The sequence below is a fragment of the Mesorhizobium sp. NZP2298 genome (assembly GCF_013170825.1).
In the GTDB taxonomy this organism is placed as follows: domain Bacteria; phylum Pseudomonadota; class Alphaproteobacteria; order Rhizobiales; family Rhizobiaceae; genus Mesorhizobium.
Genome location: NZ_CP033365.1, coordinates 374,210 through 387,034, shown reverse-complemented (window position 1 = coordinate 387,034; position 12,825 = coordinate 374,210). Strand labels below are relative to the sequence as shown.

The following is a 12,825-nucleotide window of genomic DNA, read 5'->3' as shown; positions in this document are numbered from 1 at the left end:
AAGCGTGCGGCGAAGTTGACAGGGGAACGACATGGCCGTTGCTGACGACATCGCACTGATCAGGAGACAGGAAGAAACCCTTGTCTTTTCCGCCTTCGACGAGGCGGTTGCCTTCAAGATCGGTTCCGCCATCCGCGATCGTGCGATCACCGAAAACCTTCCCATCATCGTCGACATCAGGCTGTGGGACCGGCCCCTGTTTTACGCCGCGATGCCTGGTTCGAACGCTTCCAATCCCGACTGGGCGCGGCGCAAGATCAATGTCGTCAGGCGCTTCCTCAGAAGCACCTATCGCATGGTGCTGGAGCAGCAGCGCCCCGACCGCACCTTCAAGGTCGGCGAAGGCCTCGACATCTCGGACTATGTGCTCGCTGGCGGCGGCTTTCCGGTCACCGTCAAGGGCGCCGGCGTCATTGGCGTGATTGCTGTGTCCGGTCTGCCGGAGCGCGAGGATCACGGCGTTGTGGTTGATGCGCTGTGCGGCCATCTCGGTATCGACAGGCGTGGGCTGGCATTACCTTCGGAATCTGAATGACCGTGCTCGATCCCCAGGCCTTTCTCACCTCCATCTTCGAAGCCGCCGTTGCTGCCGCCGATCCGGAGCGGACCATCCGGGACCATCTGCCGGCGAAGCCTAAAGGCCGCGTCATCGTCATCGGCGCTGGCAAAGGCTCGGCGCAGATGGCGGCGGCCTTTGAGAAAGTCTGGGATGGCCCGATCGAAGGGCTGGTCGTTACCCGCTACGGCTATGGCGCCAAATGCAAGCGCATCGAGATCATCGAGGCGGCGCATCCGGTGCCGGACGCCGCCGGCCTCGAGGCCTCACGGCGGCTGCTTGCAAAGGTCCAGGGGCTGACCGCGGACGATCTGGTCGTGGCGCTGATTTCCGGCGGTGGCTCGGCGCTGCTGCCGTCACCGGCCGGCGGCCTGACGCTGGCCGACGAGATCGCCGTCAACGAGGCGCTGCTCGCCTCCGGAGCGCCGATCGCGGCGATGAACACCATCCGCAAGCATGTCTCGACCATCAAGGGCGGCCGGTTGGCCGCCGCCGCATGGCCGGCCAAGGTGGTGTCGCTGGTTGTCTCCGACATTCCCGGGGACAATCCGGCCCTTGTCGCCTCCGGTCCGACCGTGCCGGATACCGGCGGCCGTCAAGACGCGCTGGCCTCGATATCGGCCTATGGCATGAACCTGCCGGCCTCGGTGATGGCGCATATCAATTCGCCGGCGGCCGATGCGCCGGATCCCGGCGATCTGCGCTTTTCGCGCAATGAGGTTCACTTGATCGCCTCGGCTGGCGTGTCGCTGGAAGCAGCAGCAGTGGAAGCGAAGCGACAAGGCGTCGAAGCCGTCATCCTCTCCGATGCTATCGAGGGCGAAGCGCGTGAGGTTGGTGGGGTTCATGCCGCGATCGCGCGCGAAGTCGCGACGCGCGACCGGCCTTTCCACAAGCCGGTGCTGATCCTGTCCGGCGGCGAAACCACGGTGACACTGCGCGCCAGGGGAAAGGGCGGCCGCAATTCCGAATTCCTGCTCGCCTTCGCCATCGGCATCAACGGCGTGGAGGGCATTCACGCCCTGGCAGCCGACACCGACGGTATCGACGGCTCTGAAAACAATGCCGGGGCCTTCGCCGACGGCTCGACCGTGGCGCGCATGCGAGCGGCCGGCGTCGACGCCAAGGCGATGCTGGCCGGTAACAACGCCTGGACCGCGTTCAATGCGGTTGGCGACCTCTTCGTGCCTGGCCCGACCGGGACGAATGTCAACGATTTGAGGGCAATTCTCGTCCGTTAGGCAAACGATTCAGGCCATCAGCCGCTTCACCTGCTTCATGTCGTGTAGGAACCGTTCGCGCTCCGCTTCCTTCTCCGCCGGCTCATGGATGCGCAGGATGAAGGACGGGTGGATGGTGATGAAGACCCGCAAGCCGTCCTCGCGTTCGATGACCTGGCCGCGCATTTTTGTCACCGGGATCGCCTTGCCGAGCAATGACAGTGCAGCCGTTGCGCCGAGCGCCACGGCAAGCTCCGGCTTGATCAGCGCGAATTCCCTGTCGATCCACCAGCGGCAAGCCTGCACCTCACCGGCATTCGGCTTGGAATGGATGCGGCGCTTGCCGCGCGGCTCGAATTTGAAGTGTTTCACCGCGTTGGTGACGTAGACTTTCTGGCGATCGACGCCTGCATCGTCCAGTATCGAATCGAACACCTTGCCAGCCGGCCCGACAAAAGGTTTGCCGGCGAGGTCCTCCTGGTCGCCGGGCTGTTCGCCGACGAAGATGACCTTGGCGTTATCAGGCCCTTCGCCGAACACCGTCTGCGTCGCGTCGCGCCAGAGCGGGCAGCGGCGGCAGCCTTTCGCGGCCTCGCGCAACCCTGAAATGCTTCTGGCGTCGTCATCTTCAGGCGTCTGCGTTGGTTCACGCTTCGGCCAATGCTTTGCCTGCACCTTGGCGTGGTGCAGCGCCGGTGTCGTCGGCATCTTCGTAATCATATCCTTGGCGGCCTTGTCCGCTCCTGCGATCAGGTCTGGAATGAGCGAGGCCTCGGGAAGGTTCCGCCAATATTTCTTCGGCATCTCCTTCTGCATGGCTTTCACCTTCAGCCGTGCCGGATTGAAGATGTTCTCGAAATAGGTGCGCCACAGCGCCTCGGTGTCGTCTTGAGCCGGGGCATCGGCCTTGGCGGCGCCCGGCCCGATGGCCAGCCTGTCGCCGTCCCAGTCGGCGGAGGCGTAAGGGGTCAGGATCGTCCAGCGCATGCCGGTGAAGCGCCTGACGAAGAAATCCGCATTGCGTTCGACGATGAAATGATCGGGCTCGAACCAGGCGACATAGCGCTCCTCGTCGCCGTCGCCGATCTTTCGGAAGCGAACGAAGGCATGCATCTTGTGGCTGTCGCGCCGCACCGCCTTTTCCATGGCTTCAAGCCGCCTGGCATCGGGATCCGATGCGATCGACAGCAGCTCCGGCTCCGTGCGCAATCGCCAAAGCATCCGGTAAAGAAAGGCGAACCGGCCGGGGTCGGAATGGCAGAAGGCGGTTTCGGCACGCGCGATGAAGTCGCGTGGCACGACGAGCTGCGCACCCGCAGGAATGGCTGGCAAGTCCGTCTGGCCCTGGTCCGAGTTGGATACGACATGCCAGCTGATGTCTTCTGGCCGGACCTCGTTCAACGCCATCCGCCGTGCCGCGTCGCGCCAGCCGGCAAAATCGGTCTCGCTGTCGAGCCGCACACTATACCGTGCCAGGTTGAGCTCGGCCGGCCGCATGGTCAAAACAGCGCCAGTTGTTCGCAAGATTGCACGATCTTGCCGCGCAAGCCCAGCTTGTCGGTGAGCGCTCCCGGTGACCAGCCCTCGGCGATGATGAACGGCCTGAGCTTGGCGATCGACTGGCAAATCCGTCCCACATCTTCGAGCCGCATGCGCCGATGGCGGCGGGTTTCCAGGATTTTCGCCACCACCTTGGTGCCGAGACCGGGGACTCGCAGCAGCGCTTCGCGGTCGGCACGGTTGATGTCGACTGGGAACCGCCCCCGGTTGCGCAGTGCCCAGGCGAGCTTTGGATCGATGGTAAGATCGAGCATGCCGTCGCTGCTGCCGGCCAGGATTTCCGGCTGTGAGAAGCCGTAGAAGCGCATCAGCCAGTCGGCCTGGTAAAGGCGATGCTCTCGCATCAATGGAGGCTTCTGCAAGGGCAGGGACGACGATGAATCCGGGATCGGACTGAAGGCCGAGTAATAAACGCGCCGCAGATGATAACTGCCATAGAGCCGGGCGCTGGTATGCAATATACCGTCGTCGGATGTCTTGTCGGCGCCGACGATCATCTGCGTCGACTGGCCACCGGGAGCAAAGCGTTCGCGCTTTTTGGTCCGGAGTGTCGGCTCGGCTTTCTCCTCCATCTTCTGGCGCAACTTCGCCATGGAAAGGCGGATCGTCTCCGGCTTCTTTTCCGGCGCCAGCCTCTTCACGCCCTCGTCCGTCGGCAGCTCCACATTGATCGACAGCCGGTCGGCATAGAGGCCGGCCTTCTCGACCAGTTCCGCCGAGCTCTCCGGAATGGTTTTCAGATGGATATAGCCTGAAAATTTCTCTTCCAGCCGCAGCCGCCGCGCCACCTCGACCATCTCCCCCATGGTCTCGTCAGGCGAGCGGATGACGCCTGACGACAGGAACAGGCCCTCGATGTAGTTGCGCCGGTAGAAATCCATGGTGAGCTTCACCACTTCGTCGATGCTGAAGCGGGCGCGCCGCACATTCGAGGACGAACGGTTGATGCAATAGCTGCAATCATAGATGCAGAAATTGGTGAGCAGGATTTTCAAGAGTGAAATGCAGCGCCCGTCCGGCGCATAGGAATGGCAGATACCCATCCCTTCCGTGGAGCCGATGCCGCCGGATGTCAGCGAATCCTTTTTCGCCGAGCCAGAAGAGGCGCAGGAAGCGTCATATTTGGCGGCGTCGGACAGGATCGCAAGTTTTTCACGAACAGTGAGTGCGCTCATATGTTCATGATATGTTCTAGAGAGGCAGTATGCCACCTCATTTGATGCAGGCGGCGAAAAAGTGATCGCCGCCGGGTCACTCAGCCATCAGACCTCATGCAGGTAGAGATGATAATCCAGTTCGCTGACCGTGCGTGCCACGCGCAGATATTCGGATTGTTTGATTGCCACGAAGGTGCGGTGCAGGTCCTCGCCGAGCGCGCCCTTCAAGAAGCTGGAGGCTTTGGCCGCTTCGATCGCCGCGCGCCAATCGGCCGGCATCGTCGTACGCGTGACGGCCGCTTCATAGCCATTTCCAGTCGTTTCGGGACCGGGATCGAGCCCCTCGTCGAGCCCTTTGATGATGCCGGCGAGTACGGTTGCGGCGATCAGGTAAGGATTGGCGTCGACGCCGGACGGCCGGTGCTCGATGCGCCGGTTCCTGGCGTCGCCAGCCGGCACGCGCAGCGCCACCGAGCGGTTGTTGACACCCCAGGTCGGCGCCACCGGCGCATAGGATTGCGAAACGAAACGCCGCCAGGAATTGGCATGCGGCGCAAACACCAGCATCGATTCCGCCATCGTCTGGATCAGGCCGCCGAGCCCTTGCAGCAAGGGCAGTGACCAGCTCTCGCCGCCGGCCTCGGCAAACACGTTTCGGCCGGCCTTGTCCTGCAGCGAGACATGGAAATGCATGCCCGAGCCGGCATATTTCTCGATCGGCTTGGCCATGAAACAGGCGGTGACACCATGGCGGCGCGCCTGCGCCCGCACCAGTCGTTTCAGCATGACCAGATCGTCGGCCGCCCGCATCACGTCCTTGCGGTAGTTCAGCGTCAACTCGTATTGGCCCGGCGCATATTCGGAAATAACCGTCTCGGCCGGAATGCCTTGCGCCTTGGCCGCGGCGTAGATGTCCGAGAACAGCGGCTCCATGCCGTGCAGATGGTCGACGGAATAGACTTCGGTCTTGCCCGAGACACGACCGTCAAGCACCGCGCGCGCCGGCTGCACCTTGCCCTCGGCATCGCGCTCATTGGCCAGCAGGAAGAATTCCAGTTCGAAAGCACCGGCCGGATAAAGGCCCTTGGCCGCGAGGATATCGACCTGCCGTGCCAGCGCCAGCCGCGGATCCGAAGACATGGGTTGGCCATCGAGATGGTACATCGCCATCAGCACCTGGCCGCGCGGCGGGCTGGTTCCATAAAGCGGCACCAGCGTCCCGGGGATCGGCCATGCCCTGAGATCGCCGTCGCCGGTGGTCCAGATCAGCCCGGTCTCGTGCACATCCTCGCCAGTGATGTCGAGGCCGAGGATCGAGATCGGCATGTGCCGGCCGCCCTCGAAAATACTTTTAAGCTCATGGCGGCGCACGATCTTGCCGCGGCCGACGCCATTGGCGTCGGTCAGCACGATATCGAAGGCTTCGATCTCGGGATGGGCGTCGAGAAAGGCTTGCGCCTCGGTGGGCGAGGAGCCCGAAGGCGAGGTCACGATGGCATTGTCCATGGCCGCTTGTCTCATGCCGCAAGCTTTGCCGCAACCGCGCCGAAGGCGGTGATCAGCCGGTTCACCTGGGTGCCTGTGGTCGCCGGTGAGATCAGCATCATGTTGTGGAAGGGCGCGATCAGCACGCCGCGATTGACCAGCGCGACATGGATGGCGGCTTCCAGTTCCGGCGCGTGTGCGCCTTCCGCCTCCGCACCGTTGCGCAACGGGCCGGGTGCGCAGATGAACTCGACGCGGGCGCCGACACGGGCGACATGCCAGGGCAGGCGGTAGCGGTCGATCACCCCGGTCAGTCCGGCATCCAGACGCCGGGCGAGATGATCCATGCGGTCATAATTCTCCGGCGTCATCACCTCCTCGAGTGTGGCGCGCATGGTGGCGAATTGCAGCGGGTTGGCCGATAGCGTCGTGCCCATGCCGGAATAGCCGGGCTCCTTCGTCCGGTTGTAGTCGGCGTAGCGGGAAGCGACCTTCTCGCTCATGCCCCACACGCTTGCCGGCACACCGCCGGCGATCGGCTTGCCCAGCACGAAGAAGTCGGGGTCGAGCCCGTATTTCCTGGTATAGCCGCCGGGGCCGGTCGAGATGGTGTGCGTCTCATCGATCAACAGCAGCGTGCCGGTTTCGCGCGTCAGCCTGCGCAGCGCGTCATGGAAGCCGGGATCGGCCAGCACCATGCAGGAATTGGTCAGCACCGGCTCGGCTATGACGCATGCCACGTCTCTGTCCTTGAGCGCTGCCTCCAGCGCGGCGACATCGTTGAACTCGATGACCTTGGCCGTGCGGGTCAGGTCGCGGAACTCGCCCGCCAGCCCGGGCCGGTTGACGGGCTTGCCGTCGATCAGCCGCACCATCGTCTCGTCGACCGAGCCGTGATAGCAGCCGTTGAAGACCAGGATCTTTTCCCGGCCAGTCACAGCGCGGGCAACGCGCAGCGCGAAGCGGTTGGCGTCGGTCGCGGTGGTCGCGATCTGCCAGAACGGCAGGCCGAAGCGCTGCTGCAGCAGCGGCCCGATGGCAAGCACGTCTTGCGAAGGCAGCATGTAGGTCAGGCCGCGTCCGGCCTGGCGGCGGATGGCGCGCGCCACCGGTGGCGGCGAGTGGCCGAACATCGAACCGGTGTCGCCAAGGCAGAAATCGTCCAACCTGTTGCCGTCTATGTCGGTAATCGCAGCGCCTTTGGCACTGTCGACCAGGATCGGAAACGGTGTCGGCCAGTCGTTCATCCAGTGCATCGGCACGCCGCCGAAGAAGCCGGGCAACCCATTGCCGACCTTGGCTTGCGATTTCGGCCGCGCCGCGCGGAAGGCCGCCCCCTCGGTCTCGCGCATTTGCGCGATGCGATCCCGGCTGATGCCGCCGATGGACGTCGTTGAACTGTCGCTGCTGTGCATGGAAACCCCTTTGGCTGGTCCCTCTTAGCCAATCCACATCCGCAACCGCAATTGGCCGCGCGTCTGTTCTGCATTGGCTCAGCGTCTGGCAGCGCCGCTTGACCGTGCTGTCGAAGTCAGTGCCAATATGAGCGGGAATTGGTGTGGGGAGAGACCAAGGATGCGGACGATCATCTGTGTGACAATGCTTCTATCGTCGGCAGTCCCGGCCTTCGCCTCCGGCGGCATCTGGTGCAACGTCGATGATACGGCGGTGACATTCGACGTCGGCGCCGGCGTCACCAGGGGCATGGGCGGCCCGACCTTCAACTTTCGTGGAGATCTCGAAATCAAGGCGAGGCCGGCTGGCGATGGATTGCGCAAGACGGCGTTCGAGGATTCCAACCTGACCCAGTACTGGCTGGACGGCAAGGAGCTACGGCTGAACATCTACCACGAGCACGAGGTGGCAGACACCTTCGATTCAGTCGAACTGACGATCCTGACCAAGGCCAGCGACGAAGGCGTCTATGACGGCCAGTACACGCTTGCCGTCTATGACAGCACCGCCGACAAGGACAAGGATGGCAAGACCGCGGAGTTGACCGGCAAGGTTTCCTGCGGCGCCGAGTAATCGCCTATGTGAACTATGCCGTGATGTCGATGACGCCGCAGTCGCCCGCGGCACTGCCGAAGGCGATGCGCCGTTCTTCCTTGTCCCACATCATCGATGTGATGGGGCCCTTGCCTTGCCGGCGCAACAACACTTCCTTGGCATCGGCGAAACGGGCGGCGATCACCATGCCGTCGTCATAACCGATCGCCACGACATCCTGGCTTGGATGGCAGGCGACGCAGGTCACCATCGTATTGCCGCGCGTGCCGAGTTCCAGCGGCGCCTTGCCCATCGGCCCGTCCTTGCCGGAAAACGGCCAGACGATCGCCGCCGGGGCTCCGGAACTCGCCAGCCATTTGCCTTTGACGCTCCATGACAGGCTTTTGACCTTGCCGGGATAGCCGGTCATGCGCATGTGCTTGCCGTCGGCCAGCTTCCAGCCATGCAGGGCATTCTCCTGCATCGTTGTGACGAGGAAGGCGCCATCGGGCGAGAAGGTGATGCCGGTGTGGGCGCCGGCCCATTCGAGCTCAACCGGCTTGCCCTCGGCGGCCGGGAAATGCAGCGTCGCGCCATTGTAACGGGCGACACCGAAGCGCATGCCCTTGGGCGAAAACGCCAGACCCTCGACCGAACGCGGATGGGCGAATTCCCTGGTCCTGCCATCGGCGAAGCGCACGAAGGCCGTCTTGCCCGTGGCATAGGCGATGGCGCCCTGCGGCCCGGCGGCGACGCTGGTGATCCACTTTTTTCCGGCGCTGGCCAATTCCCCGACATTGCCGCCCGCGGTAACGGCAAACACCTTGCCGTCCTCGCCGCCGGTGATCAGCCGATCGTTCGCCGCATCGTGGAAGGTGGCGAGCAACCCGTCATTTGCCTGCATCGTCTTGTGGCCGTTGTCGAGCCGATGGATGGCGCCATCGGCCAGCGCGAAATGCGGCACGTCGCCGAGGAAGACGGCGGCAACGCAATGGCCTTCGAGGTCTAGGGGGGCGACAGTTGGCATGATTATCTTTGTTCAATGAAAGTGCAGAGGGCGGCTTACTCGACGTTTGCACGTCCGGCAACCATGAGGTCGCGAAGTCGGAACAAATAGCCTGTCTGTAACTGCTAATGATGGCGCTGCCCCTCATTGTCCTTCCGGACACTTCTCCCCGTATAGTGACGGGAAGAAACACGCTGTCGCGGATGGTTTCGCCAATGCCCAAGGCCAAAGAAAAGGCGTCGGCATTGCGGCCAGACCTCTTCTCCCCGTCACTATACGGGGAGAAGGTGCCGGCAGGCGGATGAGGGGCGGCGCCGGTCGTTGGAAATTGTCGCTACAAAGTGCTTGGCAACGCTGCGATCGCCCTAAGCAGCTTCGCATTTGGCTTTGGAGGGTGCTCCACCAAATCCAAGATAAGCGTGAAATCCGAAGCGGATACTCTCACCAATTCGGGCGTACTGATCGCGACCTGAGGCTCACGTCCGGTCTTGCTATCCACGGATTTTGGTACCCTGTCCTCTGCCAAACAATCAAGCCGCCTGGCAGGCGTCAAAACTCTTCTTCAGCCGCTCGGCGTCCAGTTCGCGGCCGATAAAGACCAACCGGCTCTCATGCTTCTCGCCGTCCTTCCAGGCGCGCTGGTGGTCGCCTTCGATGATCATGTGCACGCCCTGGATGACGTAGCGCTCGTCATCGCCCTTGAGCGCGATGATGCCCTTCAGCCGCAGGATGTTCGGACCTTCCATTTGGGTGATCTTCTCGATCCACGGGAAGAACTTCTTCGGATCCATCTCGCCGCCGCGCAACGACACGGACTGCACCGTTACGTCATGGATGTCGGAAGGGTGCGCGTGGTCATGGTGATGATGGTCGTGCCCGTCATGATCATGGTCATGATGATCGTGATCGTGGTCATGATGATGGTGGTCGTCATGCGCCTCGAGGAAATGCGGATCGTTTTCCAGTGCCCGGGACAGGTCGAAAGCGCCGCGGTCGAGCACTTCCGACAGGGCGACGCCGGCGCGCGTGGTGCGGTGGATCCTGGCCGCCGGGTTGATGGCGCGGATCGTCGCCTCGACCTTGGCGAGTTCTTCCGGAGTGACAAGGTCGGTCTTGTTGAGCACGACGACGTCAGCAAAGGCGATCTGGTCCTCGGCCTCCTTGGAATCCTTGAGCCTGAGCGGCAGATGCTTGGCGTCGACCAGCGCCACCACGGCGTCGAGCTTGGTCTTGGAGCGCACGTCGTCGTCCATGAAGAAGGTCTGTGCCACCGGCACCGGATCGGCGAGACCGGTGGTCTCGACCACGATGGCGTCGAAGCGGCCGGGGCGGCGCATCAGGCCTTCAACGACGCGGATCAGGTCGCCACGCACCGTGCAGCAGACACAGCCATTGTTCATCTCGTAGATTTCCTCGTCGGATTCCACGATCAGGTCGTTGTCGATGCCGATTTCGCCGAATTCATTGACGATGACGGCGTAGCGCCTGCCATGGTTCTCCGACAGGATGCGGTTGAGGAGCGTCGTCTTGCCGGCACCGAGATAGCCGGTAAGAACGGTTACGGGGATCTGCGTCTGTGCGTCGCTCATGACTTGCCTCGAAATGACCGGGCCTTGAAAATCCAGGCCGTGAAAAAAGGGATTGTCAGTCCCATATAGGGTGTGTTCCGGGCTTTTGCACGGGCCAAACCAATGGGCCAAAGCGGCCGGCCGGCGTTATCCCTGTGGTTACTTGTCGGGGGAAAGATCCGTAGTCGGCGATGCTGAAAGGCGGGAACGACAAAGGAGGCGTCTTGGCAGGGGTTGTCAATGTCACGTCGCGTCTGGGACGTGGTCGCTGTGAATCCGGTATTTCGGAAACTCGTTTGTCATCTAACTGAAATAAACATCTGGCATCACCACGGCGGACACCGCAATGCTTGCCGGCAAAGCTGTTTGGAGAGCCGGAATCTTTTCTATCGTCGATTGCCAACCGGCCGGCTGCGTCTATGCTCCACGCACCGGCACGGCCGAAGAGGGATGACCATGGCCAAGGCGGACAAGACTGCAACAATGAGCCGGCTGCATTCGGCGGCCAGGCTGGCAAGAACCGCGTTGGCTGCCCGGCTTCTGGCGCACGGCTTCTATGCCGGCCAGGACCAGATCATGCTGGCGCTCGACCGCGAGGACGGCCAGACGCCGGGTAATCTTGCCGGTCGCCTTGGCGTGCGCCCGCCGACCATTACCAAGACCATCAACCGGCTGCAGGCGCAGGGTTTTCTGGAAAAGCGCGCATCGGAAGCCGATGCCCGCCAGGCGCACATCTTTCTCACCGACAGCGGCCGAGAAACCATCCGCGCCATCGAGAAGTCGGTGAAGAAGACCGAAAAGCAGGCGCTGAAAGGTCTCGACAAGAAGGATCAGAAGGCGCTTTTCAAGCTGCTTGCCCGCATCGAGGCCAACCTCTCCAACGAGGAATTGGTGCTGATCGACGACGACGCCGAGTCGGACGACTGAGCGCAACGTCAGGCTGCCGCCGGGGCAGCGTCCCGGATCAGCGAGGACCAGCGTCCCGGTGTCATGCCGAACGCCTTCTTGAATTGCCTGTTGAAGTGGCTCTGGTCGGTGAAGCCGGCCTCGACGGCGGTCTGCGCCAAGGGTTCGCCGGCGATGATCATCCGCCGCGCGCGCTGAAGCCGGCGCATCACCAGGAAACGATGCGGGCTGGTCGAGAAAGCGGCGCGGAAATGCCGCGACAAGGCGTAGCGGTCGAGTCCGGTGATGGCTTCCAGTTCGCCGGAACGCACGGGGCGCGTGACGTTCTCCGTGAGATAGTCCCGCGCCAGGGCGGCGGCCCGCCAGGCCGTCCTGGCCATCGGCTTCGCCGGCTGGCCGGCATGCCGCGCCAGGCTCTGCATCAATTGCGTCAGGAAGTCGTCGACAAACAGCTCGTCGAGCTCCTGTTGCAGCGGCCCCAGTGCCGAGAGCAGCGTTGCGCAGAAGGTGTCGTCGCTCACGACGGCATCCCCGACGAAGGGCAGGGAAGCGCCGCCAAGGCAGTCCAGCATCAGCGACGGTTCGAGATAGAGCATCCTGTAGCGCAACCCGTCCTCGGTACCGGCGCCGCCATCATGCAATTCGTCGGGATGCAGCACGATGATCTGGCCGGGCAGGCTTAGCCGCGTCGCGCCCCGATAGCGAAAGGTCTGCACGCCCTGCAGCGTCACCCCGATCGCATAGGTGTCATGGCGATGCAGATCGAAGGCACTGCCGTGGAACCGCGCCTCGATCCGCTCCATCCCAGCGGGGTCGGGAGCGGAAATGATGCAGTTCTCAGCCGCATCGGCGCACAAACGTCCAAGACCCTCGAAGGCCTGGCGGTCTAGTTCCAACGCCATCGTCTCCCTCAGCCTCGAAAATCGGGGCGCAAGCTTGAATGGTCCATTTTCTCATGTTCGATACGAAATTTGCAATCGTGCTGCGGGAAGATCTGCCCGTCTGGCAGAAACTCAACGTCACCGCCTTCCTGACCAGCGGCATCGTCGCGCAGTTTCCCGAAATCATCGGCGAACCCTATCGCGACCGATCAGGCAATCTCTATAACCCGCTGTCGATCCAGCCGGTCATCGTGCTGTCGGCCGACCAGGTGACGCTGAGCGCGATCCACCGGCGCGCGCTGGAGCGTGGCGTGACGAGTTCGCTCTATGTCGAGGAGATGTTCTCGACCGGCTTCGACGCCGCCAACCGCGCCGTCTTCGCCGAATTCGCGCCGGAAGACGCCAAGGTGGTCGGCATCGCGCTGCGCGCCGACAAGAAGCTCGTCGACAAGATCACCAAGGGCGCCCGCATGCACGCATAGCAGGCAAGCCTGGAC

General features: G+C 63.0%; 13 protein-coding genes. 5 read left to right on the top strand and 8 right to left on the bottom strand.

From position 1 onward, the window contains the following. Positions 1-31 precede the first annotated feature (31 nt). Entirely contained in the window at positions 32-535 is a 504-nt protein-coding gene (locus tag EB231_RS01745; RefSeq protein WP_172347325.1) for a heme-degrading domain-containing protein, read from the top strand. Then, positions 532-1,797, top strand: coding sequence for a glycerate kinase type-2 family protein (locus EB231_RS01740; protein WP_172347324.1), 1,266 nt, complete (start codon positions 532-534; stop codon positions 1,795-1,797). Before EB231_RS01745 ends, EB231_RS01740 begins: the two co-directional genes overlap by 4 nt. Positions 1,798-1,806: 9 nt before the next feature. Here the strand turns inward: EB231_RS01740 and EB231_RS01735 are convergent, their stop codons facing one another. From EB231_RS01735 to EB231_RS01720, 4 genes are all read right to left on the bottom strand, one after another. Next, complete coding sequence (locus EB231_RS01735; protein WP_172347323.1) at positions 1,807-3,273, bottom strand: UdgX family uracil-DNA binding protein; 1,467 nt, start codon at positions 3,271-3,273, stop codon at positions 1,807-1,809. Positions 3,274-3,275: 2 nt separating this feature from the next. Then, complete coding sequence (locus EB231_RS01730) at positions 3,276-4,511, bottom strand: putative DNA modification/repair radical SAM protein (RefSeq protein WP_172347322.1); 1,236 nt, start codon at positions 4,509-4,511, stop codon at positions 3,276-3,278. A gap of 87 nt (positions 4,512-4,598) precedes the next feature. Beyond that, positions 4,599-5,999 carry a glutamine synthetase family protein gene (locus EB231_RS01725; protein ID WP_172347321.1) on the bottom strand — a complete coding sequence of 467 codons (1,401 nt, stop codon included), beginning with the start codon at positions 5,997-5,999 and terminating at the stop codon, positions 4,599-4,601. Between the two features lie 11 nt (positions 6,000-6,010). Beyond that, the gene (locus EB231_RS01720) at positions 6,011-7,393 is read right to left on the bottom strand and encodes an aspartate aminotransferase family protein (RefSeq protein ID WP_172347320.1); all 1,383 of its coding nucleotides are present in this window, start codon (positions 7,391-7,393) and stop codon (positions 6,011-6,013) included. A 160-nt stretch (positions 7,394-7,553) separates the two neighbouring features. Here EB231_RS01720 and EB231_RS01715 point away from each other — a divergent pair, with 160 nt between their 5' ends. Further along, positions 7,554-8,006: a hypothetical protein gene (locus tag EB231_RS01715; RefSeq protein WP_172347319.1), complete on the top strand. Its 453-nt coding sequence runs from the start codon at positions 7,554-7,556 to the stop codon at positions 8,004-8,006. A 13-nt stretch (positions 8,007-8,019) separates the two neighbouring features. On the opposite strand, the gene EB231_RS01710 is transcribed toward EB231_RS01715, so the two are convergent. The 3 genes from EB231_RS01710 to EB231_RS01705 all read right to left on the bottom strand — a co-directional run bounded on the left by EB231_RS01710 (position 8,020) and on the right by EB231_RS01705 (position 10,562). Beyond that, complete coding sequence (locus tag EB231_RS01710) at positions 8,020-8,994, bottom strand: WD40 repeat domain-containing protein (protein ID WP_172347318.1); 975 nt, start codon at positions 8,992-8,994, stop codon at positions 8,020-8,022. A gap of 313 nt (positions 8,995-9,307) precedes the next feature. Beyond that, entirely contained in the window at positions 9,308-9,418 is a 111-nt protein-coding gene (locus tag EB231_RS35695) for a hypothetical protein (protein WP_445299311.1), read from the bottom strand. 85 nt (positions 9,419-9,503) lie between these two features. Further along, positions 9,504-10,562 carry a CobW family GTP-binding protein gene (locus EB231_RS01705; RefSeq protein WP_172347317.1) on the bottom strand — a complete coding sequence of 353 codons (1,059 nt, stop codon included), beginning with the start codon at positions 10,560-10,562 and terminating at the stop codon, positions 9,504-9,506. 435 nt (positions 10,563-10,997) lie between these two features. On the opposite strand from EB231_RS01705, the gene EB231_RS01700 reads away from it, so the two are divergent. After that, positions 10,998-11,468 carry a MarR family winged helix-turn-helix transcriptional regulator gene (locus EB231_RS01700; protein ID WP_032933964.1) on the top strand — a complete coding sequence of 157 codons (471 nt, stop codon included), beginning with the start codon at positions 10,998-11,000 and terminating at the stop codon, positions 11,466-11,468. A gap of 8 nt (positions 11,469-11,476) precedes the next feature. Here the strand turns inward: EB231_RS01700 and EB231_RS01695 are convergent, their stop codons facing one another. Then, on the bottom strand, positions 11,477-12,349 hold the full coding sequence (locus tag EB231_RS01695) for an AraC family transcriptional regulator (RefSeq protein WP_172347316.1): 873 nt from the start codon (positions 12,347-12,349) through the stop codon (positions 11,477-11,479). 53 nt (positions 12,350-12,402) lie between these two features. On the opposite strand from EB231_RS01695, the gene EB231_RS01690 reads away from it, so the two are divergent. Then, complete coding sequence (locus tag EB231_RS01690) at positions 12,403-12,810, top strand: DUF2000 family protein (RefSeq protein ID WP_172352779.1); 408 nt, start codon at positions 12,403-12,405, stop codon at positions 12,808-12,810. Positions 12,811-12,825 lie beyond the last annotated feature (15 nt).